Consider the following 25,103-nt stretch of genomic DNA (forward strand, 5'->3'; position numbering starts at 1 on the left):
CGTCGCTCTACATCTACGCAGAGGCGCCGACGTCTTCAGGCGCTGGCTCGGGAGCCGTCTCGGCCTTCTCGTCGGCGAACACGAAGTAGCGCAGGCCGACAATGATCGTCGCCACGATGACGACGATGCTCAGCACCAGCGACAGCATGCTCTGTGTCGGCCAGCCGATGAGCCAGAAGCCCACCGGTGTCTCGGAGGCATCGATGGCATCGGATGCCACGTTGCACAACTCGCTGACTGACATGTCGCTGATCTCGCCCGAGGGCGAGGTGCCGCAGAATTCGCCCGGCGTGCCCACAAAGTCCTTCGCCTTCGCTGCCTCATTGACCAGCGGGATAGCCGGCACCGTCTTGCCGTCGGGATTCACTGCGACCGATTCGCGGGCGAGGTGTCCGACGTGGTGGGCTCGCAGCGCGATGTTCAGGGCGAACGCCTGGATGTAGGCGAAGCTCAACACACCGAGGACGCCGGCTGTCTTGGCCTGCGAGCTCACTGCAGCGGCGTTCTCGCCGCGCCGGCCGGCTTTCGCCGCACGGAGCTCGTTCATCGAGACGAATATCACGACCGGTGCGAGCACCACGATGGCAAAGCGCAATGCGAATGCCAGCGTGCCGACGATGAGGTTGTCGACGTTCATCAGCACCCAACCGATGACCAGCAGCACCGGGCCGGCGATGGCGAATCTCATCGCCCACGTAGCTCGGGTGGAGGATGGACCGGGGTCGAGATCCTCGAGCGGGGTGATGGGGTCGCCAGACGGCGTCAGCGGGACCACCTGGATAATCCTCTTCTGTATCGCCGTGACCATCGAGGCGATGCCGCCCGGGGCGAAGAAGGTGAACAGGATGAGGATGAGGCCGAAGATGGCCGCGGAGAGCGGGCCATCGCCGTCAAGTGTGTAGAAGCCCAACGGGATGGAGATTCTCTTGGTGAGATCTCGCACCCACACCACGAACAAGCCACCGAATATCGAGCCTTGCAGCGTGCCGACACCGCCGATCACCAAACCGATGATGAGGTCGACTGCCAGCAGGAACGTGAAGTCCTGGCCGGCCACGAAGCCCTTGTCGAGGCACCACATGAGGCCCGCCAGCGAACCCAGCGAGGCGCTCAGCGCGAAGTTCACCGTCTTGTACAGCGGCAGGTTCACGCCGTACACCGCAGCGCCAGCCTCGCTGTCGCGGATCGCAAGCACCGCCCTGCCCGGCCGGCTGCGCATGATGTTGCGGACCAGCGCAATGACGATCGCTGTCATGATCAGCAGGATCCAGTAGCGATACGCATTCGCGCCACGCGCACCGTCGACACCGGGCAGCCACTCGAAGAAGCTGGAGAAGCCGCTCTCCTGCCGATCGACTTCCTCGATGACGTCTCGGCCATTCGGGCCGCCGGTACGGCGTGCGATGCCGAGTTCGTCGATGTTCACCAGCGTTGGGAACACCGCCGCCTGAGCGATGGTGACCAAGGCTAGGTAGAGACCTCGTACACGCAGCGCAGGCAGGCCAACGATGATGCCGATGGCGAACCCCACGATCACGACGACCGGGATGATCATCCAGTAGTCCCAGAGCTCGTCTTGGACCATCGACGCGGCAACGAATGCACCGATGCCCATGAACGCCGAGTGCCCGAGTGCGAGCATGCCGTTGAAGCCAACGACCAGGTTGACCGCCAGCACGGCCACCATGAGGACCAGTGCGCGGTTCATCTTGCCGATCTCGAACGGCTGCAGGACCAGTGGCACCAGGATCGCCAGCGCCACGGCGTAGCCCCAGCTCAGGAACCGCCACTGGCGGTGCTGTGTGCTGCCCCTGGAAACGATGAGCAGTGGTGAACTCATACCTCAGCAACTCCCTTTGGGTCGTTGAGCTAGACGCGCTCGATACGGCGGGTTCCGAAGAGACCCGCTGGACGGAACAACAGCACGATCAAGATCAGCAGGAATGCCATGGCCAGCTGCAAGATCGAGAAATAGGCCTGGCCGAGCACGACCACGCCGAACCATGAGACCAACACCGACTTGATGAGCCCCACGACCAAGCCGCCAATGACGGCGCCGCCGAGGCTGTCGAGGCCGCCGAGGGCGGCGCCGGCCAGGGCGTAGATGAGGATCGTCAGCATCATGTTGGGGTTGACGCCGCCCAGCGCCGGTGCCACCAGGGCGGCGGAGAGCGTGCCGAACACCGAGGCCAGCGCCCAGCCGAACCCCAGCGTGCGGCCGGTGTTGACGCCGACCAGCCGTGCCGACTCGGTATTGGACGACACCGCCCGGAAGGCCAGGCCCGCCTTCGTCTTGCCAAGAATGACTGCAAGTGCAATCAGTGCGAGGGCCAGTGCGATCCACGTGCCAATGGTGCGGTAGTGCAGGCGGGCTCCGATGACCTCGAAGAAGGTGCGGCCCACCATCTCGCACATCTCGGCACCGGCGGTGCCGTCAGCTGCCGTGACAAGTTCGCCGTCGGCATTCTCGAGGCACGCGATGGTGCCTTCACTGGAGGTCTTGAGCTCGCTGCCGTTCGGCACCCAGCTCGGGAAGTGACCGAAGGGGTCGTTCACCCGCCGGACCTGGTAGTTCCAGACATCGCCAGCGACGGCATTGATGATCAGGAACAAACCTAGGGTGATGAGCACCACAGGCAGGTGGTCGGCCGGGTCGAACGGTCTGACGAGTGCTCGCTCGACGGCCGCACCGATTGCAGCGCTGACGGCCATCGCTATGACGATCGATAGCCAGAGCCACAGACCCTGCTCGATGTTGAGCACATAGACGAAGAACGCACCGAGCATCGCCAACTCACCGGTGGCGAAGTTGATCAGCGTGGTGGCCTTGAAGATCAGCACCAGCGCCAACGCAGCGGCGGCGTAGACGGCGCCGTCGCGTAGGCCGTTGAAAATGAAATCCGGGAGGATCTCGAAGTTCCAGTTCACGGTCTGCCCCCGTACCTACGAATCAGGCGCCCAAGTACGCTTCCTGCACTGCAGGATCGTTCTTGAGCTGATCGGCTGGTCCATGCAGAGCGATCTCGCCGCTCTCAATCACGTAGCCGTAGTCGGCCATGTCCAGTGCCAGGTTGGCGTTCTGCTCGACGAGCAGCATCGTCAGCCCGGTCTCTTTGTTGAGCTGGGCGAAGCGCTCGAAGAGGTCTTCGATGATGAGCGGCGCCAAGCCCAGCGACGGCTCGTCGAGCAGCAGCAGCCTCGGCCGGCACATGAGCGCCCGGGCGACGGCGAGCATCTGCTGCTCGCCGCCCGAGAGCGAGCCGGCGAGCTGATCGCGGCGCTCCTCGAGCCGGGGAAAGATCTCGAACCAGCGGTCGACATCGGCGCCGACCTCGTTGTCCCTGCGGGTGTAAGCGCCGATCTTGAGATTGTCCATGACCGAGAGCTCGGGGAAGGTGCCCCGGCCCTGGGGCACGTGAGCGACGCCGCGCCGCACGATGTCGGCGGTCTTGGCACGGGAGATGTCGTCGCCTTCCATCGTGACCGTGCCGGTTGTGGTGCACATGTTGCACAGCGCCCGCAGCGTGGTGGTCTTGCCGGCGCCGTTGGCGCCGAGAATCACCACGACGTTGCCGTCGGGCACTTCGAAATCGAGGCCGCGGAGCACCTCGACGGCGCCGTAGCGCGCGTGGAGGTCCTCGGCCTTCAGCATCATTTCTGTCATGAAGAACTCCCCAGGTACGCCTCGATGACCTCCGGGTCGTTGCGCACGACATCGGGGTGACCGTCGGCGATCTTGCGGCCGAAGTTGAGCACGACGAGGTGCTCGCTGATGTTGAGCACCATGCGCATGTGGTGCTCGACCAACAGGACCGACAGGTTGTGCCGATCGCGGATGTCCTTGACATCTTGCGCGAGCGAGTCGACCTCTTGGTGTGTCAGGCCTGACGCCGGCTCGTCCAGCATGATGAGGCGCGGGTTGGAGATCAGAGCCCGTGCGAGCTCGATGCGCTTCAGCGTGCCGAAGGGCAGACCGGCAGCGGGGTGATAGGCGTACTCCTCGAGGCCGAGTTCCTCGAGCGCCTCCCAGGCCCTCCGCCTCAGATCGTTTTCCTCGCTGCGGGTGCCGAGGCGGAACGCAGCCGTGAAGAAGTTCGCCTTGGTGTTGGTGTGGTCGCCCACCATCACGTTCTCGATCACAGTCATGCCTCGCCAGAGGGCCAGGTTCTGGAACGTGCGGTAGACGCCGACGCGGCTGATCTGGTGCGCCGGCATCGCCAGCAGATCGTGCCCGTCGAATGTCACCGAGCCGGTCGTCGGGTCGTAGATCCGGCTGACCACGTTGAACAGCGTGGTCTTGCCCGCACCGTTCGGGCCGATCAGTCCGAGGATCTGTCCCTCGTCCAGAGTGAACGACAAATCGTCGAGCGCACGGATACCGCCGAACTGCACGGAGATGTCTTGGACTTCGAGCAACGCCACGCGCTGAACCCCCTCCGGTCCTCGCCGATCAGGTGACCGGCCGCAGGCAAGTTATCAGGTCGGCCCAGCAGCGTGAGTTTCCGCGTGGAGCCTCAAGCGGGCCGGGCCAGCGGGTGATGCTAGGACACAAATCGACGGATGGTGCAAATCGTGCCGGCGACGCCGAGGACGTGGATGTTTGTCGAGCGCGGCAAGCGCCTGATGCGTGGGGACATGCCACCGACGGCCTGGTTCGGGGAGGAGGACTCGAACCCCCAATGACTGGACCAGAACCAGTTGTGTTGCCAATTACACCATCCCCGAGGGCGGGAACAGGCTAGCGCCGCGGCTCTTTCGGTGGCCTTGGTTATTCCCCGGAGTTTGCTGCGCTTACGAGCTTCGCCAGCGCAGCGTCCAAGCGCGCGAGCGTGATGTCGCGGCCGAGCAACGCGAGCGATTCGAACAGCGGGGGGCCGACGGCGCGGCCCGTGGTGGCGACGCGAACCGGCGCTTGCGCCTTGCCCAGTTTCAAGCCGAAGCTCTCCCCGATCGCGCGCAGCTCGGCGTGCAGCGTCGCGGCGCTCCACTCCGCGTCGGAGAACGCTGTGCGCGCGCGATCGAGGATGTCGCTTGCCGGTGCCGCCATCGCGGCGGCCCAGTCGTCGGGGTCGATCTGGGGTTCGGCGAAGAGGAAGGCGATGCGGTCCGGAGCGTCGCCGAGCAGGCGAGTGCGCTCGCGGATAAGCGGTGCGATCGTGCTCAGGGTCGCTGTCTCGAGATCAGCGCCCCACGGTTCCGCGCGCACCCACGGTTCGACTGCAGCGGCAAAGCCGGCATCGTCGAGCGACCGCAGGTACTCGCCGTTGATCGCCGTGAGCTTGTCCATGTCGAACATTGCAGGCGCCGCATTGACGTCGGCGAGATCGAAGAGGTCAACGATCTCGCTGAGCGGCCGTACCTCGATGTCGTCGGGAGGTCCCCATCCCAGCAGTGCCAGGTAGTTCACCATCGCCTCGGGCAGCACACCCTGGTCGCGATAGCTGATGAGCGACACGTCGTCGCGCCGCTTGGACAGCTTCTTTCGCTGCTTGTTGACGATAAGCGGCAGGTGGGCGAAGGTCGGCATATCGGGCGCGCCGAGCGCAGCACGCAGCAGCACCACCTTCGGTGTCGTATTCAGCAGGTCCTCGCCTCGTACGACGTGCGTGATACCCAGATCGAGATCGTCGACGGCGTTCGCTACGAAGAAGGTCGCGCTGCCGTCGCTGCGGCGGACAACGAAGTCGTCGATCGACGCATTCGGGAACTCGACGCGGCCCCGCACGCTGTCGTCGAATGCCGTCACGCCGTCGTCAGGAACAGCGAACCGCACCGCCCCGTCGTCGACATAGGCACGTCCCTCGTCGAGCCAGCGGTCGACTGCGGCGTCGTAGAGAGCGCCGCGCTGACTCTGGAAAATGGGGTCGCCGTCGAAGTCGAGCCCGAGCCATTCGAGCGTCTCCAGGATCTGATTGATGTGTGCGGTTGTGGCGAGTGCCGCGTTCGTGTCCTCGATACGCAGCACCATCTCCCCGCCGCAGTGACGGGCATATAGCCAGTTGAACAGCGCCGTGCGCGCCGTGCCGAGATGCGGCAGCCCGGTGGGGGCAGGAGCGAAACGCAGCCGAGGGGCGCCGCTCAGCACTGACCGGTGCTGCAGTTCGGGTCGCTCGAATCGACCCAGCGACCTACCGGCCTGCCCGCCATCGCCAGCAGCCGTTGCAGCGGTGGGGTGGACAGGTCGACCGGGAGCACCTCGAGCCCCGGCCAGACCGTCACGGCGGGGGCCGCAGCGAGTATCCGATCCACCAGGAGCTCGTCGAGGCCCGCGCCGGCACTGATGGCCTGCTGCAGGTCGTATCCCAGCACTGTCAGCTCGGTGACGCGCGTCCACAAGAGATCGCGCAGCCGCGGGCTGAATCCGGCGCCTGCATCCAGGCTGGCCGCCATCGACAGCACCGTGCGGACGCTCTCGACGACAGGCTGCGTCGGATCGGGGCGATCCTGTGCACCGGTGCCGAAGCCCAGGCCGATGCCGGCTGCGGGCGTCGGGATCCGCACCGGCGGTGGTGCCGGCTGCCCGCACATCTCGGCCGCAGCCGCGAGGTTGCCATTGACGGCTCGCTCCAGCAGGTCGGCCACGGTGTAGTCGCCCAGCGGCGGGGCCAAACCCATGCCCATGTGCTCCCAGGCGGGCAACCGCATCCTCGCGGCGAAGTCGGTGCAGGCCCGGCGATGCAGCCGCAAGAGCTCGCGGTCGGGCTGCATGGTGGCGGTCGCGCCGGGCGGTTGGGCGGTCGTCGGGGCGTTCGCTATCTGGGCCATGGGTTTCTCAATCTCGCGTCAGTGACAGGGGATCTGCTTCATACCGACGCCTGATCGCCGACGGCGCAAGGGAGAGCACTTCGGTCGGGACGCGGGCGACCAGCTCGCGCACATGCTTGTAGTGGTGCGCCTCCGCGGCGCCCTCGAACAGCGGCATGCGACGCGCGACCAGCTCCGCAGGCGGGTGCTGGTCGAGGAAGCCAAATGCCAGGTACCCCGCTTCAAGGTCCCACACCACCGGCGCACGTCCGAAGATCGACGCACGCTTGAGCGCTACCGCGACGCAGCCGGCGTCGACGTCGTCACGATTCTCGTTCTCGGTGAGGTACACCCGATCGTCGAAGAGATGGACCAGTCCGTAGGCGTACCCCTGGTCGGGTCCTTGGTGTCCCCTCAGCGCACCTGTGGGCTGACCCCCGGCCAGATCGCCGGGACGGGCGGCCTTCCAGCGCCGAGGCGTGACTTCGGGCGAGGAGTATGAACGCACTGCCGAAAGCGGTTCGACCCGGACGTGTCGTGGCGCAGCCATTGCCGCGCAGCCTAGAGGCTGAGCCCCGGGCCAGAGCGGCCCGTGAGCGCAGCGAACTAGAGCGGAAAGCGCAGGGCGAAGCCGTGGCCCGAGCGGCCCGTGAGCGCAGGCCGTTGCTAGCTCGGGCTGTCGCCCAGGCGATGACGCATGAGCGCGTAGATGACCGAATCGCGCAGTGCCAGCCAGGACGATTCGATGATGTTCTCCGACACACCAATGGTGGTCCAGGTGGTCTCGCCGTCGGTGGAATCGATGAGCACCCTCGTGACTGCCTCAGTGCCCCGGTCAGCATCCAGCACCCGGACCTTGTAATCGGTCAAGCGAACTGCATCGAGCTCCGGGTAGTCGTCTCGCACGGCTTGCCGGAAGGCGTTGTCGAGCGCGTTCACCGGTCCATCGCCCTCGCCGACGGTTACCCGCCGGTCACCGCCGACGACGATGCGCAGCGTCGCCTCCGTGTCGAACTCGGCCTCCCGGCCGCGCTCCACCAGCACCTTGAACGACTCGACGTTGAAGAAGTCGAAGGTCTGTCCGGCGGCCCGGCGCAGCAGCATTTCCAGCGAGGCGTCGGCCACCTCGAAGTGGTAGCCGGCGTGCTCGAGCCGCTTCAGCTCGTCGACAACGTCGGACATGGCGGCCTTGTCAATCTCGATGCCGAGTTCGGTCGCCTTCAACTCCACCGACGCCCGTCCCGACAGGTCGCCGAGCAGGAAGCGTGTGCTGTTGCCGACTGCCGCCGGATCGACATGCTCGTAGCTGTCGGGGCGACGCGCGATGGCGCTCGTGTGCAGGCCCGCCTTGTGGGCAAATGCCGAGGCGCCCACATACGGCTGCTGGTTCTGAGGCGGCATGTTCATGAGCTCGGCTACGTGGTGTGCCACCGAGGTGAAGCGCGATAGGCACTCGCGTGGCACCGTCTCGATGCCCATCTTGAGCGTCAGGTTCGGAACCAGCACGGTGTTGTCGCAGTTGCCCGTGCGCTCCCCGTAGCCATTGACGGTTCCCTGCACATGCGTCGCGCCCGCGACGACACCCGCAACGGCATTGGCAACGGCGCAGCCAGTGTCGTTCTGGGTGTGCATACCGATCTGGACGCCATCGAAGTGCGCGACCACCTTGCGCACGATCGTCTCCACCTCATGGGGCAGCGAGCCGCCATTGGTGTCGCACAGCACTAAGCAGTCGGCGCCGTTGACGGCCGCGGCTTCGAGAACCGACAGCGCAAACTCCGGGTTGCGCTTGTAGCCGTCGAAGAAATGCTCCGCGTCGAAGAAGACGCGCAACCCCTCCCCCTTGAGGAACTCGACGGAGTCGCCGACCATGGCGACGCCTTCGCTGAGCGGCTGCCGGAGCGCTTCGGTGACGTGGTAGTCCCACGACTTGCCCACGATGCAGACCGTGGAGGTACCGGCCGCAACGAGTGCTGCCAAGGTCTGGTCGTCGTCGACGCGGCCGCGGGGCCGGCGCGTCGAGCCGAAGGCCACCAGCGTGGCGTGCTGGAGCTGCAACTCGGTAGCCGCCCGGGTGAAGAACTCTTCGTCCTTCGGGTTCGAACCGGGCCAGCCGCCTTCGATCCAACCGATGCCGAGCGCATCGAGCTGACGGGCCACCTTGAGCTTGTCGTCAGGCGACACCGAGATGCCCTCGAACTGGACGCCGTCGCGCAGCGTCGTATCGAAGATCTCGACTCGCTCAGGCCACGCAGGGTCACGCTCACCCTCACGGACAAGCGGAGCCGATGATCCCGGTTCGGTGCTCGCGTCCGCCGGGTCGGAGGTGCTCATCGCTGCATCACCCCTGCTCGACGCCCGACAGGATCGCCTTGGCAATCTCGTCGGTACCCACATCGGGCACAGCGTCATCGACAATGACGGCTTCGCATGCAGCTCGCACACGCTCGGCGCACTCGGCTTCCCCCAGGAACTCCAGCATGAGCACTGCCGACAGGACCGCAGCCGTGGGGTTGGCCAGGCCCTTGCCAGCGATGTCGGGTGCCGAGCCGTGCACCGGCTCGAACAGGGACGGCCCAGTTCGGTCCGGGTTGAGGTTGGCTGAAGCGGCGAGCCCGATGCCGCCTGCCACGGCCCCGCCGAGGTCGGTGAGGATGTCGCCGAAGAGGTTGTCGGTGACGATCACCTCGTAGCGGTGCGGATCGGTGACGAAGTGGATGCAGGCTGCGTCGACGTGGTTGTAGGCGGTCTCGACGTCGGAGTACTCCGCAGCGACCTCGTTGAACGTGCGCTCCCACAGGTCGCCCGAGAACGTCAGCACGTTGGTCTTGTGGACCAGCGTCAGGTGACGGCGCTCCCGTGCGCGAGCCAGATCGAAGCCGTACCGGATGGCGCGCTCAGCTCCCATGCGGGTATTGACCGAGCCTTGGGTGGCGATCTCGTGCGGCGTGCCCTTGCGCAGGAACCCGCCCTCGCCTGCATAGGTGCCTTCGGTGTTCTCGCGGATCACCGTGAAGCTGTGGCCGTCAGGCAGGGTGAAGGGCCGCAGGTTTACATACAGGTCCAGCTCGAAGCGAGCCTTCAGCAGCAGGCCGCGCTCGATGACGCCCGGGGGCACCTCGGGCGTACCCACCGCTCCGAGCAGGATGGCGTCGAACGTGCGAAGCTCTTCGAGGGTCTCGTCATCGAGCACCGTGCCGTCGCGCAGGTAGCGATGCCCGCCCAGTTCAAACTCGGTGGTCGAGATGCCGGCTCCGGCGGCAGCAATCACATCAAGCGCAACCGAGATCACCTCGGGTCCGATTCCGTCTCCGCCGACGACTGCGATGCGATGCGTCACTGTGATGTCCCCTCGCTCGAAAGGCACAGAGAGTGTGCCAACAGAAGCCCTCGGTAACCTCGCGGGGTGCCCGAGATCCACCACATCTCAACGGAGACCCGCGATCGACTCCAGGCCGAGCTCATCGATCTGACCGGGCGAGGTCGCATCGATATCGCAGCCCAGATCGAGGCAGCCCGGCTGCTGGGGGATCTCTCGGAGAACGGCGACTACCACGCCGCCAAGGAAGAGCAGGGGAAGATGGAAGGCCGCATCATGCGGCTGAAGGCGATCCTGGAGAACTGCGAGATCGTCGCCGATTCGGAGGACAGGTCGGGCGACAGCGTCGTGGCACCGGGCCTCATGGTGTCCATCCGCTTCCAAGGCGATGACGAAGTCGAGCAGTACCTGTTCGGCTCGATCGAGGAACGCCGGATGGGCATCGAGGTGGTGTCACCGGGGTCGCCAATGGGCCAAGCGCTCGAGGGCGCCCGAGCCGGTCAGACGGTCACCTACGAGGCGAACGGCAACCAGCTCAGCATCGAAGTCGTCGCCGTCGAAGCCTGACCGCACAGCACAGCGAGACGCGTTCAGCGGCTGCTGCAGCGGGCGAGGCGCACCAGCTCACAGCAGCACGAGCAGTCCGAACACTACGTCGATGAGCAGCACCACCAGATTCACTGCGGCGTGGAGCATCACCGCGGACCACCATCCGAACCGGATGCGGGCGATGCTCGCCAGCGCGCCGAACCATAGCCATGGCAGCACCACGGCCGGGATCACCAGTGCCGCCGTCACGGACCAATCGACCTCGTAGCGCGCGAGATGCGCCAGGGCGAAACAGGAGATCATGAGCCAGATCGGCACGGCTGGCCATCGCAGCAACCACCGGTCGACGCGCTGATCGATCGCCGTCAGCACCTGCACGCGCCCACTCAGCAGGTGAAGCCCGAGGCCCACGGCTATCGCGACGGCGTCCAGGAGGATCTCGACGCCGAGATCCTGAGCTGCACCGGGATAGCCCGTGATTCCCACGACGGCGATGTAGATGCCGGGAAGCAGGAGGAACGTCCGCGGCCGTTGCGCAATGGGCCATCTGCACATCGCCTCCTCGCCGAGCGGCGCGTACACCAGCAGCAGCAACACCCAGACGAGCAGTGACGTGTCGCCGGTGATCTCGGTGAACCGGCTCCCCACATCCCCGATGGCCAGCACCACCTCAGCGAAGATCCCCAAGGCCACACCGCCGCCGAAGTCGAGGGCAGTGAAGATCAGCAGGCACTGCGCTATGTGTCGCCGCGAATGGCAGCGCTCCCCGTCGGGCCGCACCAGCACCACAGGATTCAGATGGCGCCAGGCAGAGCTGTCGCACTTGCGCGCGGTCGTCGTGGGTGTCACTTCCCACTCGCGTGGCTGACCGTCGGGAGCAGGCGCGGGGACGGGTCTCGGCCGCGGCGGCCGTTTCGGACGAGCACGTTCCAGCACCTGCTGGCTTGACGGCGGCGCAGTCGGCAGGGGCAGCCGTGGCCCACCACGCCTTCGCCGGATGGGAGGGCCCATGCCGCCATCGTTGAAGAAGATCCTGGCTATGCCCCGCAGCCGTCGGCGTCTTGTCGGGCGGGAATCGACCGGCCGCACCGGCGGCGGTGGGGCGGGCCGCAACCCTGACCACGGAGAGCTCCCAGGCGGCGGCGGGGCGGGCCGCGGCCCTGACCACGGAGGGCTCGCCGGCGGCGGGGCGGGCCGCGGCTCCGACCGCGGAGGGCTCCCGGGCGGCGGCGGGGCCGATTGCGGAGGCGGAGGATCGTTGGTCACAAGTGCGGCTCTCGAACCGACGGTAGGTCGACACCACGACTCTGACACAGCGGATCGCGACGGCATCTGCCGGCCACGCGGGCAGCAGGTTGGAACCCGCGGCGCCAAAGACGCAGACTGACATCGTGACAAACGCCGCCGCGACGGGTGCGCGCACCCTCAGCGAGAAGGTCTGGGACCGCCACGTCGTTCGCACTGGCGGCGGGCAGCCCGATCTCCTCTATATCGACCTGCACCTCATCCATGAGGTCACCTCTCCGCAGGCCTTCGACGGCCTGCGCATGTCGGGGCGCACCGTGCGCCGCCCCGACCTGACCGTGGCGACCGAGGACCACAACGTCCCCACCGCCGATCTGCACCTGCCCATTGCCGACCCGATCTCGGCCAAGCAGGTGGAGGTGCTGCGGGCGAACTGCGACGAGTTCGACATCACGCTGTACCCGATGGGCGATCCAGGCCAGGGCATCGTGCACGTCATCGGCCCCGAGCAGGGCCTCACGCTGCCCGGCATGACCGTGGTCTGCGGCGATAGCCACACCTCGACCCATGGTGCCTTCGGCGCGCTGGCCTTCGGCATCGGCACCTCCGAGGTGGAGCACGTGCTGGCGAGCCAGACGCTGCCGCAGGCACGGCCGTCCACCATGGAAGTCCGCGTCGACGGCGATACGCCAGCGGGCGTGACCGCCAAAGACATCGTGCTGGCGATCATCGGACGCATCGGCACCGGCGGCGGCATCGGCCACATCATCGAGTACCGCGGCTCGGCCATCGAGGCGCTGTCGATGGAGGGGCGGATGACCGTCTGCAACATGTCCATCGAGGCGGGCGCCAAGGCGGGCATGGTGGCGCCCGACGAAACTACCTTCGAGTACCTGGCAGGTCGCCCACACACCCCGGCCGGGGCCGACTGGGAGGCCGCGGTGGCCGACTGGCGCTCGCTCGTCACCGACGAAGGCGCGGCCTTCGACCGCTCGGTGACCATCGACGGCACCTCGCTGCGGCCGCATGTCACGTGGGGCACCAACCCTGCACACGTCATTCCCATCGACGGCGCCGTGCCGGGCCCGGGTGACTTCGACGACCCGGTAGAGGCGACGACCGCCCAGCGGGCGTTGGACTACATGGGGCTCACAGCGGGCACCCGGTTGTCTGACGTGCAGGTCGACACGGTGTTCATCGGCAGCTGCACGAACTCGCGGATCGAGGATCTGCGGGCTGCTGCGACGGTGGCCCGCGGTCGCACGGTGGCCGACGGCGTCCGCACCCTGGTCGTGCCCGGCTCATTCGCCGTCAAAGCACAGGCCGAGGCGGAGGGGTTGGATGCGGTCTTCGTCGAGGCCGGGTTCGACTGGCGCGAGCCCGGCTGCTCGATGTGCCTGGCGATGAACCCCGACAAGCTCTCGCCCGGCGAACGCTCGGCGTCCACATCGAATCGCAACTTCGAGGGCCGGCAGGGCCGCGGCGGTCGCACGCACCTGTGCTCGCCGGAAGTGGCCGCGGCGACAGCAATCGCAGGTCGCTTTGTCACGCCCGACGATCTGGGCTGACGGAGGCTGAGCCGGTAGGCAAAGCCGTGGCCCGAGCGGCCCGTGAGCGCAGCGAACAAGAGCGAAAAAAAGCTGATCCAGGAGGAAGAAGTCGATGGAACCAGTGCGAGTCCATGAGGGGCGGGCGGTGCCCCTCGATCGCTCCGACGTAGACACCGACCAGATCATCCCCAGCGACTGGCTGAAGCGCGTCGAGCGCACCGGCTTCGGCAAGGGGCTGTTCAGCGAGTGGCGCGACGAGCGCGATTTCGTGCTGAATGACGAACGCTTTGCGGGCGCCACGGTGCTCGTGGCAGGGTCGAACTTCGGCACGGGATCGTCACGCGAGCACGCCGTGTGGGCACTGATGGACTACGGCTTCGTGGCGGTGGTCTCGCCCCGCTTCGGGGACATCTTCCGCAACAACTCCACCAAGAACGGGCTGGTGCCGGTGCAGGTGTCCGAGGAGGCTGCCGCCCGCCTGCGGGCCGCCGTGGCTGCCGACCCCGACCTGATGGTGACAGTCGACGTAGAGCGGCGCCTGCTCAGCGCACCCGCTGCGGGCATCGAAGAACCGTTCCCGATGGACGACGCAACGCAAGAGCGCTTCCTCGAGGGTCTCGACGACATCGGCATCACGCTGCGCAGCGCATCGGAGATCGACAGCTACGAGCAGGTCCGGCCTGGGTGGCTGCCCACGACCTAGCTCGGGTTGCCGGATCCGCTCAACCCGCGAAAAAGCGCAGCATCCAGCCGGCGACGAGCTCCTGGTTGCACGGTGCTGCCAGGCTGGCTTGGGCTTCGGCGACGGCATCGGCGCCCAGCAGCTCAGTGCGGCTCTCATACAGCGGGCCCACGAACTCGGGCTGGAACTCCGGGTGGCCTTGCAGCCCGACAAGGTGCTCCCCCACCGCCAGCATCGCGATCGGGCACCGATCGGCACCCGCCAGCACCACCCCACCCGGGGGCAGCGTCAGCACTTGGTCCTGGTGGCTGTGGATGAGCCGGATCTCATCCGTGGATGGGTCCATCCACGGGCGACGCTCGTGGATCTTCCAGACGTTGGCGCCCACCGTCCAGCCGTGCGAGGCCCGCTGCACCGTGCCGCCCAGCGCGTGGGCGATCATCTGGTGCCCGAAGCAGACTCCGAACATCTTGCGACCCTCGGCGTGCAGCTGCCGCACGAAGTCGGCGAACCGGCTGATCCACGGCGCATCGTCGTAGACCGAGGCGCGGGTTCCCGTGGTCATCCAGCCGTCGTAGGCATCGAGGTCGTCAGGCCATTCGTCATCGGGGAGGCTGAACGTGTCCATCTGCACGCTGGGGTCGACCCGCGCGATCACGTCGGCGAACATGTCCGAATAGGTGCCGCAGATCGATCTCAGCTCGGGGACTGGATCGTCGCAGCGCAGCAGGCCCAGGCGCAGCGGACGGTGCTCGCCAGACGCGCCGGTTCCTCCTCGAGGGCTCTCTGGCACCTGCATCTCAGCGGAACGACGAGACCAGGGCGCTGTCGGCGCCGTGCGCAAGCGGTTCGAGCAGACCGCGTTCACGCAGGATCGGCATGACGCCCTCGCCGAACCAGTACGCCTCTTCGAGGTGCGGGTAGCCCGACAGAATGAACTCGTCGAAGCCCAGCGCGTGGTATTCGGCGATTCGGTCCGCCACCTCGCCGTAGCTGCCGACCAGCGCCGTTCCGGCACCGCCGCGGACGAGTCCGATGCCCGACCACACATTGGGGTGGATCTCCAGCCGCCCCGTACCCTCGGCGTGCAGCTGGGCCATGCGGCGCTGGCCTTCCGACATCGTCGTGGCGAAGTCGGCCTGGGCAGCGGCGATGGCCTCGGGGCTCATGTGCGCCAGCATGTCATCGGCCACGGCCCAGGCGTCGGCTGCCTCGGGCCGGGTGATGACGTGGAAACGGATGCCATAGCGCAGCGTGCGATCGTGCTCAGCGGCCCGCGCACGCATCCGGTCCAGCCGCTCGGTCACCATGTCGGGAGGCTCGCCCCACGCCAGGTAAACGTCGACGTGCTGCGCTGCGATCTGCTCGGCCGCTGGTGACGCCCCGCCGAAGTAGATCGCCGGGAGCGGATCGGGCGCCTCCCGGGTGGTGGCGGCGGCGACCTTGTAGAAGTCGCCCTCGAAATCGAACGGCTCACCCGACCACGCCTCCCGCACGATGCGCAGGAATTCGCCGGTCCGGGCATAGCGAGTGTCTTTGTCGAGCCAGTCGCCGAAGCGGTTCAGCTCGCGCGGCTCAGCACCGGTGACGATGTTGATGAGGAGCCGCCCGCCCGACAGCCGCTGGTACGTCGAGGCCATCTGCGCAGCCAGCGTGGGTGACAGGAAGCCCGGCCGGAAGGCAACGAGGAACTTGACGCGCTTGGTCAGCGGCGCCAGCGCAATCGTGGAGAGCCACGCGTCCTCGCACATCGTGCCGCACGGCGTGAGCATCCCCTCATAGCCGAGCTGATCGCAGGCAGTCGCGATCTGGGCCAGATAGTCCATGGACGGCGCCCGCCAGTGCGCGCCCGGCTCGTCGGGCAGCACGTCGCGAGAGTCGCCTCCCGTTGGCAAGAACCAGTGGACCTTCATCGGCCAACCACCCTGCTGACGCCACCGTGCCGCACATCGAGAATTGCGTGCGTCGTCGTCAATGGCAACGACATCGTCGGTTACGGTAGCGCAGGCTCACGCAGGGCCTAGCCAACATTTGCACCCGTCGTCGTGTGACCGGTGGGTGCCTCCAGGGAGGGAGACGTCCTCATGAGGACCACGACGACGCGCGACAGGCAGCGGAGCTTCGGCCGGCTGCTAGTTGCGCTGCTTGCGGTGTTCGCATTGGTCGCTGCTGCGTGCAGCAGTGACGACGACGATGACGCCGCACCGGCGACCACTGCCGCGGCGGACTCGGGCGGTGATGCCGGCGACGACATGGCCGACGACGGCCACGACGAGGACGACGGCCACGACCACGACGAGGACGACGGCGATGCCAGCGGTGATGACATGGCCGACGACGACATGGCCGACGACATGGCCTCTGCTGCGTGCAATGGCGGGCAGAACGTCGGCGGGACGCTCATCATCGGCAGCACCCAGGTGCCGCGGCACCTGAACGGCACCGTGCAGTCGGGCTATGCGACCGCCGTGCCCGGGACGCAGCTCAACGCCAGCCCGCTGCTGTACGACGCCGAGTACAACCCCATGCCGTACCTGGCTCACGACTGGGACGTCGCCGATGACGGCCTCTCGGTGACGCTGCATCTGGTCGAAGACGCGGTATTCCACGACGGCATGCCGATCACATCGGCCGACGTGGCGTTCTCGATCCAGACCGTGCAGGCACATCACCCGTTCAAGACGATGTACGCACCGGTGACGAACGTGGACACGCCCGACGAGCACACCGCGGTCATCAACCTGAGCCAGCCGCACCCTGCGATCCTGCTGGCAATGTCGCCCGGCCTGCTGCCGATCATCCCCAAGCACATCTTCGATGACGGCCAGGAGATGCCGACCCACCCCCGCAACTCCGAGGACTTCGTGGGTTCGGGACCGTTCCGGCTGACCGAGTACGAGCCGGGCACGATCATCCGGATGGAGCGCTTCGACGACTTCTTCATCGAGGGCACGCCGTGCCTGGACGAGATCGTGATGGAGATCACACCTGAAAGCACAGCCATCGTGCTCGGGCTCGAGAACGGCACGACCCACCTGTCGTCGACGCTGGGCCCGTCAGCGAACGTGCTGCGTCTGCTGGACAACCCCGACGTCGAGGTGAGTGCCAAGGGCCACGAAGCCATCGGCCAGATCAACTGGCTGGAGATGAACGTGAACGACCCGGCGCTCTCGGACAAGCGGGTGCGGCAGGCGATCGCCTACGCGATCGATCGCGACTTCCTCTCCGAGGTCATCGACCAGGGGATCACATTCCCCGTGCCGACCGGCATTGCGGCCGCCAGCCCGTTCCATAACCCGAACGTGAACCACTACGACAAGGACATCGATCGAGCGAAGGCGTTGTTGGCTGAAGCTGGCTATGGCCCAGGAGAGCTGCAGCTCTCCATCGACTACATCCCGCCGGCATTCGTGGTGCAAGCCGAGTATGTGCAGCAGCAACTGGAGGAAGCCGGCATCGAGGTTGAACTGAGCGTGTCACCCGACTTCCCGACCTGGGCGCAACGAGTCGCCGCCGGGGAGTACCAGATGACGATCAACCAGGTCTGGAACTGGGGCGATCCGGTCATCGGCGTGCACCGCACCTACCTGTGCGACAACCGGGTGGGCGTGATCTGGACGAACAACACGGGCTACTGCAACCCCGATGTCGACGCGCTGCTCAATGCGGCCGGCCAGGAGTTCGACATTGACAAGCGTGCCGAGTTGTATGCCGAGTTCCAGGAGATCGTGGCCGAAGACATGCCGATCTTCTTCTTGAACACGCCCTCGTTCTGGCAGGCCTACAACCCGGCGGTCATGAACCCGCCGACCAACAACATCTGGGGGCAGATGTCGCCCATGCACGAGGTCTGGCTGGACGAGTAGCGGCAACTGAGCACCATTCCGGCAACACCGAGGTGACCGCCGGAATCTCGCTCGACAAGGACGGAGCATGCTGAGGTCCATCGCTGCCAGGATCGCCCAAGCACTCGGGCTGATCCTGGCAGTGATGTGCCTCAACTTCTTGCTGATCCACATCACGCCGGGCGATCCCGCCACCGTCATCGTGGGCGAGAGCGGGGCCGGCGATCCTGAGCTGCTGGAGGAGATCCGCGCGCAATACGGACTCGACCGCCCGGTCATCGTGCAGCTCGCGTCGTATGTCGGCCGGGTCGCCACCGGCGATCTGGGTGACTCGTACTTCTTCAACCAGTCGGTGACGTCGCTGATCCTCCAACGCCTGTGGCCCACCGTGCTGCTGGTGGGAACCGCGCTGGCGTTTGCCGTAGCGGCTGGGACGATGGTGGGCGTTGCCACCGCGCGCCGTCCCGAGAGCCCGCTCAGCCATGGAGCGACCGTGCTGGCGCTGGTGGGCTTCTCGATGCCGGTCTTCTGGACCGGGATCATGCTGGTGATCCTGTTCGCCTCTGCCTGGAAGCTGCTGCCGGTGCAGGGATGGCACGACGTGAACTACGGCGAGGGCCTGCTCGCGAATGTGCTCGACGTGGGCGAGCACCTGGTGCTGCCCGCGCTCACGCTCGGCCTCATCTACCTGGCGCAGTACAGCCGGCTGTCTCGGGCGTCGATGCTGGAAGTGCTCGAGTCGGACTATGTGCGCACAGCGCGGGCCAAGGGCCTGAACGAGCGCCGAGTCGTATACAAGCACGCGCTGCGCAACGCCGTCATCCCCGTGGTGACCGTGGTGGGTCTGCAGTTCGGCGCGCTGCTGTCTGGGGCGCTGCTCGTCGAGACCGTATTCAACTGGCCCGGGCTCGGCCGATTGGCGTTCGACTCGATTCTCCGCCGGGACACCTCGGTGCTGCTCGGAGTGCTGATGGTGTCGTCGGTGATGGTCATCGTGGCCAACCTGCTCACCGATCTGCTGTACACGATCATCGACCCGCGCATCCGGCTGCGGGAGCGTTCCAATGTCTGACGCGATGGGACGTGGCGAGGTGGCCGCCGCCGATCTGCCCGTCGCACCCGGCCTGGGCGCCGGCGGCGACGGCGGATCGGGTCGCCCAGGTCGCGAAACACTGCGGTTGTTCGTGCGCAACAAGGCGGCAGTGGCCGGTGTGGTGATGCTCATCGGGATCGTCTTCATGACGGTCGCCGGGCCGCGGATCTACGACAACGATCCCAAGGACATCGTGGCCATCCCGCTCACTGGTCCCGGAGAGCTGGCCGAGGCCCGCTTGGGCACCGACTATCTGGGACGTGACGTGCTGGCCGGGGTGATCGGGGGTGGCACAACCAGCATGACGGTGGCTGCCATGGCGGCTGCGATGGTGCTGGTGATCGGCATCAGCATCGGCGCACTCGCCGGCTATTACGGCGGCTGGCTCGACAGCGCCCTCATGCGCTTCACCGAGTTCTTCCAGGTGCTGCCTGCGCTGCTGTTCGCGATGGTGTTGGTGGCGCTGTTCGAACCGTCGATGTGGACGATCTCGTTCGCCATCGGCGTAGTGGCGTGGCCGGGGATCGCTCGCATCACTCGTGCTGAGTTCCTGAGACTGAAGAACCTGGAATTCGTGCGGGCAGCCCGAGCGGTGGGAGCGACGGACTGGCGCATCATTCGCAAGGTGGTGTTCCCAAATGCGCTGCCGCCGCTCATCGTGTCGGCCACGCTCATCATGGGCACGGCAATCCTGTTCGAGGCGGGGCTGGCGTTCCTGGGCCTCGGTGATCCCAACACCACGAGCTGGGGCTTGATGATCGGGCTGAACCGAGGGAACTTCCTGACGGCGTGGTGGTCGGTGACGTTCCCCGGCCTGGCGATCTTCTTCACCGTGCTGAGCTTCAGCCTCATCGGCGACGGGCTGCAGGATGCCTACAACCCCAAGCTGCGGGGACGCTGAGCGATGAGCGATCTGGCGAACGGCGACGGTGCGCCGGGCAATTCGCCACGGCTGCGGGTTCGGGGCCTGACCGTCGGCTTCGATGAGTTCATCGCCGTGAACGACGTGTCGTTCGACCTGCACGACGGCGGGACGCTGGCGGTGGTCGGCGAGTCGGGCTCGGGCAAGTCCGTGACTGCGCTGTCGATCATGCGGCTCATCGAGATCGGCACCCGGGCGGAGATCCGCAGCGGCGAGGTGCTGTTCCGCCACGATGACGGCAGCGTCGACGACTTGCTGCAGCTGCCCGAACCCCAGATGCGATCGATCCGGGGCGATCGCATCTCGATGATCTTCCAAGAACCGCTGACCAGCCTCAACCCCGTCTATACCGTCGGAAGCCAGATCGGCGAGGCGCTGCGGCTCCACCGTGGCATGAACCGCAGCGAGGCGCGCGAGCGCACGTTGGAGATGCTGAACCGGGTGCGCATTCCCGACGCTGCGCGCCGGATCGACCAGTACCCCCACGAGATGTCGGGGGGGATGCGCCAGCGGGTGATGATCGCCATGGCGCTTGCCTGCGACCCGGCGATCCTGATCGCGGACGAGCCCACCACCGCGCTCGACGTGACGATCCAAGCGCAGATCCTCGCCCTCATCGCCGAGATGCAGCGCGAGACCGGCGCAGCCGTGTTGATCATCACCCACGACATGGGCGTGGTGGCGGAGATCGCCGACGAAGTTGTGGTGATGCAGCAGTCGCGATTGGTCGAGCGCGGCCATGTCTCGGACATCTTCGAGCGGCCCAGCGAGCCCTACACGCAGTCGCTGCTGGCGGCGGTGCCACGGCTCGGATCGATGGCGGGCGTCGAGGCCCCGCAGCGCTTCGAGCTGATCGATCCCGATGCGCTGGCGGCTGCGGGCTCCGGGGCGGACAGCGAGGGGGGCTCGGACTCGTGACGCAGCACGATGCCGCGGCGCCGATCGTCGAGGTCGAAGCGCTCACCAAGCATTTCCCGGCCAGTCACGGCGCCCGCGTGCACGCCGTGGAGCAGGTCAGCCTGCACATCGATCGCGGCGAGACGCTGGCGGTGGTCGGCGAGAGCGGCTGCGGCAAGTCGACGCTGGCATACCTGATCATCCGATTGCTGAATCCGACCAGCGGCACCATCCGGCTCGACGGCGCCGATATCACGAACCTCGGGCCGCGGGCGCTGCGGCCTCACCGGCGCAAGGCGCAGATCGTCTTCCAGGACCCCTTCGCCAGCCTGGATCCCCGCCGCACCGTAGGCAAGGCGATCGCCGAGCCACTCGAGATCCATCGTGCCGCGCCCAAGCGCGAGATCAATGATGTGGTCGCCGACCTGCTGCGACGGGTCGGCATGTCGCCCGACGACATGCGGCAGTACCCGCACCAATTCTCCGGGGGCCAGCGGCAGCGCATCTGCATCGCCCGGGCCCTGGCGCTGCGGCCCGAGCTGGTGATCGCCGATGAGGCGGTGTCTGCGCTGGACGTCTCGATCCAGGCGCAAGTCATCAACCTCATGATGGACCTGCAGGACGAGATGAGCCTGTCGTACCTGTTCATCAGCCACGACCTCGCTGTCGTGGAACGGATCGCCCACCGGGTGGGCGTGATGTACCTCGGCCAGATTGTGGAGCTGGGTCCGCGCCGAGCCATCTTCGAAAACCCCCAGCACGGCTACACCAAGCGGTTGCTCGACGCGGTGCCGATCGCCGATCCGGGGCGTCGCCGGACTGACCGCTCAGTGCAGACCGATGAGGTGCCCAGCCCGGTCTTCGAAGCCGGCACCGCCCCCGACCGCGTGACCCTGGTCGAAGTGGAACCGGGACACCTCGTGGCGCAAGCCACGAGCGACCAGCACGGTGTAGCACGACAGGGGCACGCCTGATGGGGACGAACCAGCCGTTCGTGATCTACCCAGCACGTCGGGTCATCACCATCAATCCCGCGTTCCCCTTCGGCGAGGCGGTGGCGGTGTCGGGCGATCGCATCCTGGGCGTCGGCAGTGCCGCCGAGCTGGTGACCTGGGGCGAGCACCGGATCGACAACCGCTTTGCCGAACACGTGCTCATGCCCGGGTTCATCGAGGCGCACTGCCACGTCATGTCGGGCGGGCTGTGGAACTCCACCTACGTCGGCTACTTCGACCGCCGTGACCCCCAGGGACAGCTGTGGCCGGGCTGCACCTCCATCGACGATGTGCTCGAACGGTTGGGCAAGGCTGCCGCGGACATGACCGACGACTCCCAGACGCTGCTGGCGTGGGGTCTCGACCCGATCTACTTCCCGGGCGAGCGGCTGGTGGCGCGCCACCTCGACACGGTGACCGGCGACCGGCCGACGCTCGTGCTGCATGCAAGCGGGCATCTGGCCACCATCAACTCGGCGCTCATGGAGCGTTGCGGCATCGACGAGACGGCGACCAGCCCCGGCGTGGCCCGCGGCGGCGACGGCCTGCCCAACGGCGAACTGCATGAGCCCGCCGGGATGATGCTGGCCGGCGAAGCGTTCGTCGACATGATGCAGGCCAACCGCAGCGAGCAGGCCCGCTGGCGCTACGCCAACGAGGCACGCAATGCAGGGCACACGTTGCTGACCGACTTGGGCACCACGCAGCTCTGGGATCCTGACCAGCTCGGCAACTGGAAGAAGGTCACCAGCGATCCCGCATACCCGGCGCGGGTGATGGTGGCGATGTCGAACCTGTTCGGGGCCACGGCCGACCCGGCGGAACTGGCCGAGCTGTGCGTGCAGTTGAAGAGCGAGCAGACCGACAAGCTGCGCTTCGGCATCGTCAAGCTGATCCTGGACGGATCGATCCAGGGATTCACGGCCCGCATTAGCTGGCCCCACTACTACAAGCCGCCGCCGGGGCACATCGGCAACGGCATGTGGCTGACGGCGCCCGACCAGATGGCCGACCTGGTGGAGCCGTACCACCGAGCCGGTCTGACCGTGCACTGTCACTGCAATGGCGACGAGGCCACCGAGGCGTTCGTCGAAGCCGTCGAGCAGGTGCTGGAGCGCTATCCCCGCTGGGATCACCGCCACACGGTGCAGCACTGCCAGCTCACCACGCCCGACCAGTACCGCCGCATGGCAGCCCTGGGCATGTGCGCCAACATCTTCTCGAACCACATCTACTACTGGGGCGACCAGCATCGGGACGTGACCGTGGGGCCCGAGCGTGCGGCACGGATGGATGCCTGTGCCACCGCGCTGACCAGCGGCGTCAGCTTCTCGATCCACTCGGATTCGCCGATCACGCCGCTGGGCCATCTGCACACTGCGTGGTGCGCGGTCAACCGGGTGACCGCGTCGGGCCAGGTGCTGGGACCCGACGAGCGAATCGGCGTGCCGGACGCGCTGCGGGCCATCACCATCGAGGCCGCCCGGCAGATCAAGATGGACGCCGAGATCGGCAGCATCGAAGCCGGCAAGCTGGCTGATTTCGCCGTCCTGGAAGACGACCCGCTCACCGTCGATCCGATGGCGCTGCGCGACATCGGGGTATGGGGAACGGTGCTCGGCGGCGTGCCCCAGCCCGCCGAGATCAGCGACGCGTAGGGGTCGCTCCGGCGGGCGGAACGTGCTGTCGCGCCAGAGTGTCGCAGCCAGGGGCAAGATGGGCGGGAGATGAACGCGCACACGATTTCGGTCACCGTCGTCGGCGGGTATCTCGGCGCGGGCAAGACGACCCTGGTGAACCATGTGCTGCGCTCGTCCGACGAGCGCATCGCGGTGATCGTCAACGACTTCGGTGAGATCTCCATCGACGAAGACCTGATCGTGGCCGCCGACAGCGACAAGCTGACGTTGGCCAACGGCTGCATCTGCTGCACGCTCGCCGACGGATTCGCCGCCGCACTCATGCAGATCCGCTCAGCGGGCACGCTCCCACAACGCCTGCTCATCGAGGCCAGCGGTGTCGCCGACCCGACCCAGATCGCGGCCTATGGCCACACGCCCGGGCTGCGACTGGATGCCGTGGTGGTCATGGCAGATGCAGAGCAGGTCCGACGTCAAGCCAACGACCGCTGGGTGGCCGACACCGTGCGGATGCAGCTCGCGGCTGCAGACCTGCTGGTGGTCAACAAGATCGACTTGCTCGACGATGCCAGCAAGGCCGACGACCTGTGCGACTGGCTGGCAGGACTCTCACCCGGCGCCACCGTTGTCCGCGCCAGTCGAGCAGCCGTGCCTATCGATGTGCTGCTCGGCCCCCGATCGGCCAGTGACGCGGTCGGCGCCGGTGAACGACCAGCGCCCGAGGGGGCCGCTGCTCCCGGATGGCACGTCGTGGAGGATCTCTTCGAATCGCAGACCGTCGTCCTCGACACACCAGTTCCCATGCCGGTCATCGAGGCGTTGCTCGCCGATCTGCCTGATGGCGTCGCCCGTCTCAAGGGCTTGGTACAAGCAGCGCCGGCCGCCAGCACGAGCGACACGAGCGCCACAGAGACCGCTGACGCAACCGCCTACCTGGTCGAAGCCGTCGGCAAACGCACCTCAATCACCCCCCACGCCACGGACCCCACCCAGCCACCACCCCACTGGGCCATCAGCCTTATCGCCCACAAAGGCACGCTGCCCCCCGACTGGCTGCGGTCACAGCTGCAATCAGGCTGCTGAACCACCCAGTTCACCATTGGCACGCGATAACTCCACGAGCCTTCCGAGCAACGTGAGGTGCTCTCATAGAGTGAAGCCGTGCGATTCACAGGCATGCGCGGGAGCCTCTGCGTCGCACTCTGCTGTATAGCGATTACCGCGTCGGCGTGTTCGCCGGTGCCGTCCTCTGAGGAAGCGGCACCGGTAGCGACCAGCGCCCTTGCGGAGGCGAGAGCCGGAGCGGAACCGGCGCACACACCCCAACTCGTCCTGCCGACCGCTCCGGATATCTCAGCGGCTGAACGATGGAATGCCGCGATCACCGGACTGTCGCAGCCGCCGCGAACCGAGCTGACAGAGCACCTCAATCCCCCGGTCTACGTTGCTGAATCCTTCCGTGGTGAGCCAGCACATCTCACCGGCTCGCCCTGCTCGATGGATGAGTACTGCGTTCGGGCATGGCCCTCACCCACTCGCTTCGTCTCCCTCGCTGCCGGCGGCGCGCACACTTGCGGGCTGCGATCGACCGGGCGAGTGGATTGCTGGGGCGCCCGCCATGT

At 66.8% G+C, this 25,103-nt stretch carries 20 protein-coding genes, 1 tRNA gene and 2 pseudogenes; 10 read left to right on the forward strand and 13 right to left on the reverse strand.

Annotated elements, in window-relative coordinates:
* Positions 1–13 precede the first annotated feature (13 nt).
* From ACOGI8_RS13060 to ACOGI8_RS13105, 10 genes are all read right to left on the reverse strand, one after another.
* Complete coding sequence (locus ACOGI8_RS13060; protein WP_419854230.1) at positions 14–1,840, reverse strand: branched-chain amino acid ABC transporter permease; 1,827 nt, start codon at positions 1,838–1,840, stop codon at positions 14–16.
* Between the two features lie 29 nt (positions 1,841–1,869).
* On the reverse strand, positions 1,870–2,928 hold the full coding sequence (locus tag ACOGI8_RS13065) for a branched-chain amino acid ABC transporter permease (protein WP_419854231.1): 1,059 nt from the start codon (positions 2,926–2,928) through the stop codon (positions 1,870–1,872).
* A 22-nt stretch (positions 2,929–2,950) separates the two neighbouring features.
* Positions 2,951–3,664: an ABC transporter ATP-binding protein gene (locus ACOGI8_RS13070; RefSeq protein ID WP_419854232.1), complete on the reverse strand. Its 714-nt coding sequence runs from the start codon at positions 3,662–3,664 to the stop codon at positions 2,951–2,953.
* On the reverse strand, positions 3,661–4,422 hold the full coding sequence (locus ACOGI8_RS13075; protein WP_323672600.1) for an ABC transporter ATP-binding protein: 762 nt from the start codon (positions 4,420–4,422) through the stop codon (positions 3,661–3,663). The genes ACOGI8_RS13070 and ACOGI8_RS13075 overlap by 4 nt, the downstream gene beginning before the upstream one ends.
* A gap of 228 nt (positions 4,423–4,650) precedes the next feature.
* Positions 4,651–4,725: transfer RNA gene (locus tag ACOGI8_RS13080), tRNA-Gln, on the reverse strand.
* A 43-nt stretch (positions 4,726–4,768) separates the two neighbouring features.
* Positions 4,769–6,085 (reverse strand): glutamate--tRNA ligase, encoded by a 1,317-nt coding sequence (locus ACOGI8_RS13085; protein ID WP_419854233.1) that lies wholly within the window; start codon positions 6,083–6,085, stop codon positions 4,769–4,771.
* Complete coding sequence (locus tag ACOGI8_RS13090) at positions 6,079–6,765, reverse strand: hypothetical protein (protein ID WP_419854234.1); 687 nt, start codon at positions 6,763–6,765, stop codon at positions 6,079–6,081. The genes ACOGI8_RS13085 and ACOGI8_RS13090 overlap by 7 nt, the downstream gene beginning before the upstream one ends.
* Positions 6,766–6,772: 7 nt before the next feature.
* Complete coding sequence (locus ACOGI8_RS13095) at positions 6,773–7,294, reverse strand: hypothetical protein (protein WP_419854235.1); 522 nt, start codon at positions 7,292–7,294, stop codon at positions 6,773–6,775.
* A gap of 116 nt (positions 7,295–7,410) precedes the next feature.
* Complete coding sequence (cimA, locus tag ACOGI8_RS13100) at positions 7,411–9,078, reverse strand: citramalate synthase (RefSeq protein ID WP_419854236.1); 1,668 nt, start codon at positions 9,076–9,078, stop codon at positions 7,411–7,413.
* 7 nt (positions 9,079–9,085) lie between these two features.
* Positions 9,086–10,084: a 3-isopropylmalate dehydrogenase gene (locus ACOGI8_RS13105; RefSeq protein ID WP_419854237.1), complete on the reverse strand. Its 999-nt coding sequence runs from the start codon at positions 10,082–10,084 to the stop codon at positions 9,086–9,088.
* A 66-nt stretch (positions 10,085–10,150) separates the two neighbouring features.
* Between ACOGI8_RS13105 and ACOGI8_RS13110 the strand changes: the two genes are divergently transcribed.
* Positions 10,151–10,630 carry a GreA/GreB family elongation factor gene (locus ACOGI8_RS13110; RefSeq protein WP_419854238.1) on the forward strand — a complete coding sequence of 160 codons (480 nt, stop codon included), beginning with the start codon at positions 10,151–10,153 and terminating at the stop codon, positions 10,628–10,630.
* 57 nt (positions 10,631–10,687) lie between these two features.
* Here the strand turns inward: ACOGI8_RS13110 and ACOGI8_RS13115 are convergent, their stop codons facing one another.
* Entirely contained in the window at positions 10,688–11,461 is a 774-nt protein-coding gene (locus ACOGI8_RS13115; RefSeq protein ID WP_419854239.1) for a hypothetical protein, read from the reverse strand.
* Between the two features lie 542 nt (positions 11,462–12,003).
* On the opposite strand from ACOGI8_RS13115, the gene leuC reads away from it, so the two are divergent.
* Both leuC and leuD read left to right on the forward strand, forming a co-directional pair.
* A complete protein-coding gene (leuC, locus tag ACOGI8_RS13120) occupies positions 12,004–13,425 on the forward strand; it encodes a 3-isopropylmalate dehydratase large subunit (RefSeq protein WP_419854240.1) in 1,422 nt (473 codons plus the stop codon).
* A 94-nt stretch (positions 13,426–13,519) separates the two neighbouring features.
* A complete protein-coding gene (gene leuD / locus ACOGI8_RS13125) occupies positions 13,520–14,110 on the forward strand; it encodes a 3-isopropylmalate dehydratase small subunit (RefSeq protein WP_419854241.1) in 591 nt (196 codons plus the stop codon).
* A 19-nt stretch (positions 14,111–14,129) separates the two neighbouring features.
* Here the strand turns inward: leuD and ACOGI8_RS13130 are convergent, their stop codons facing one another.
* Together ACOGI8_RS13130 and ACOGI8_RS13135 are read right to left on the reverse strand one after the other, a co-directional pair.
* A complete protein-coding gene (locus tag ACOGI8_RS13130) occupies positions 14,130–14,882 on the reverse strand; it encodes a glutamine amidotransferase-related protein (protein ID WP_419854242.1) in 753 nt (250 codons plus the stop codon).
* Between the two features lie 7 nt (positions 14,883–14,889).
* Entirely contained in the window at positions 14,890–16,002 is a 1,113-nt protein-coding gene (locus ACOGI8_RS13135) for an LLM class flavin-dependent oxidoreductase (RefSeq protein WP_419854243.1), read from the reverse strand.
* 171 nt (positions 16,003–16,173) lie between these two features.
* Here ACOGI8_RS13135 and ACOGI8_RS13140 point away from each other — a divergent pair, with 171 nt between their 5' ends.
* From ACOGI8_RS13140 to ACOGI8_RS13170, 7 genes and pseudogenes are all read left to right on the forward strand, one after another.
* Positions 16,174–17,955, forward strand: a complete 1,782-nt coding sequence (locus ACOGI8_RS13140) for an ABC transporter substrate-binding protein (protein ID WP_419854244.1) — start codon at positions 16,174–16,176, stop codon at positions 17,953–17,955.
* Between the two features lie 67 nt (positions 17,956–18,022).
* Positions 18,023–19,006 carry an ABC transporter permease gene (locus tag ACOGI8_RS13145; protein ID WP_419854245.1) on the forward strand — a complete coding sequence of 328 codons (984 nt, stop codon included), beginning with the start codon at positions 18,023–18,025 and terminating at the stop codon, positions 19,004–19,006.
* Positions 18,999–19,928, forward strand: a complete 930-nt coding sequence (locus ACOGI8_RS13150; RefSeq protein WP_419854246.1) for an ABC transporter permease — start codon at positions 18,999–19,001, stop codon at positions 19,926–19,928. Before ACOGI8_RS13145 ends, ACOGI8_RS13150 begins: the two co-directional genes overlap by 8 nt.
* 3 nt (positions 19,929–19,931) lie before the next feature.
* Positions 19,932–21,820: pseudogene (locus tag ACOGI8_RS13155) on the forward strand (dipeptide ABC transporter ATP-binding protein).
* Entirely contained in the window at positions 21,820–23,499 is a 1,680-nt protein-coding gene (locus tag ACOGI8_RS13160; protein WP_419854247.1) for an amidohydrolase, read from the forward strand. Before ACOGI8_RS13155 ends, ACOGI8_RS13160 begins: the two are co-directional and overlap by 1 nt.
* Positions 23,500–23,568: 69 nt before the next feature.
* The gene (locus ACOGI8_RS13165; RefSeq protein WP_419854248.1) at positions 23,569–24,564 is read left to right on the forward strand and encodes a CobW family GTP-binding protein; all 996 of its coding nucleotides are present in this window, start codon (positions 23,569–23,571) and stop codon (positions 24,562–24,564) included.
* Between the two features lie 414 nt (positions 24,565–24,978).
* Positions 24,979–25,083 (forward strand): annotated as a pseudogene (locus tag ACOGI8_RS13170) (hypothetical protein); the annotation flags it as partial.
* Positions 25,084–25,103 lie beyond the last annotated feature (20 nt).

The organism is Candidatus Poriferisodalis sp., from assembly GCF_965204195.1.
Lineage (GTDB): Bacteria > Actinomycetota > Acidimicrobiia > Acidimicrobiales > Poriferisodalaceae > Poriferisodalis.

Excerpts from the sequence above, each read along its gene's own strand:
- ACOGI8_RS13060 (WP_419854230.1), bottom strand. The coding sequence starts at position 1,840 with ATGAGTTCACCACTGCTCATCGTTTCCAGGGGCAGCACACAGCACCGC.
- ACOGI8_RS13070 (WP_419854232.1), bottom strand. The coding sequence starts at position 3,664 with ATGACAGAAATGATGCTGAAGGCCGAGGACCTCCACGCGCGCTACGGC.
- ACOGI8_RS13090 (WP_419854234.1), bottom strand. The coding sequence starts at position 6,765 with ATGGCCCAGATAGCGAACGCCCCGACGACCGCCCAACCGCCCGGCGCG.
- ACOGI8_RS13095 (WP_419854235.1), bottom strand. The coding sequence starts at position 7,294 with ATGGCTGCGCCACGACACGTCCGGGTCGAACCGCTTTCGGCAGTGCGT.
- cimA (WP_419854236.1), bottom strand. The coding sequence starts at position 9,078 with ATGAGCACCTCCGACCCGGCGGACGCGAGCACCGAACCGGGATCATCG.
- leuD (WP_419854241.1), top strand. The coding sequence starts at position 13,520 with ATGGAACCAGTGCGAGTCCATGAGGGGCGGGCGGTGCCCCTCGATCGC.
- ACOGI8_RS13135 (WP_419854243.1), bottom strand. The coding sequence starts at position 16,002 with ATGAAGGTCCACTGGTTCTTGCCAACGGGAGGCGACTCTCGCGACGTG.
- ACOGI8_RS13140 (WP_419854244.1), top strand. The coding sequence starts at position 16,174 with ATGAGGACCACGACGACGCGCGACAGGCAGCGGAGCTTCGGCCGGCTG.
- ACOGI8_RS13145 (WP_419854245.1), top strand. The coding sequence starts at position 18,023 with ATGCTGAGGTCCATCGCTGCCAGGATCGCCCAAGCACTCGGGCTGATC.
- ACOGI8_RS13150 (WP_419854246.1), top strand. The coding sequence starts at position 18,999 with ATGTCTGACGCGATGGGACGTGGCGAGGTGGCCGCCGCCGATCTGCCC.
- ACOGI8_RS13160 (WP_419854247.1), top strand. The coding sequence starts at position 21,820 with ATGGGGACGAACCAGCCGTTCGTGATCTACCCAGCACGTCGGGTCATC.
- ACOGI8_RS13165 (WP_419854248.1), top strand. The coding sequence starts at position 23,569 with ATGAACGCGCACACGATTTCGGTCACCGTCGTCGGCGGGTATCTCGGC.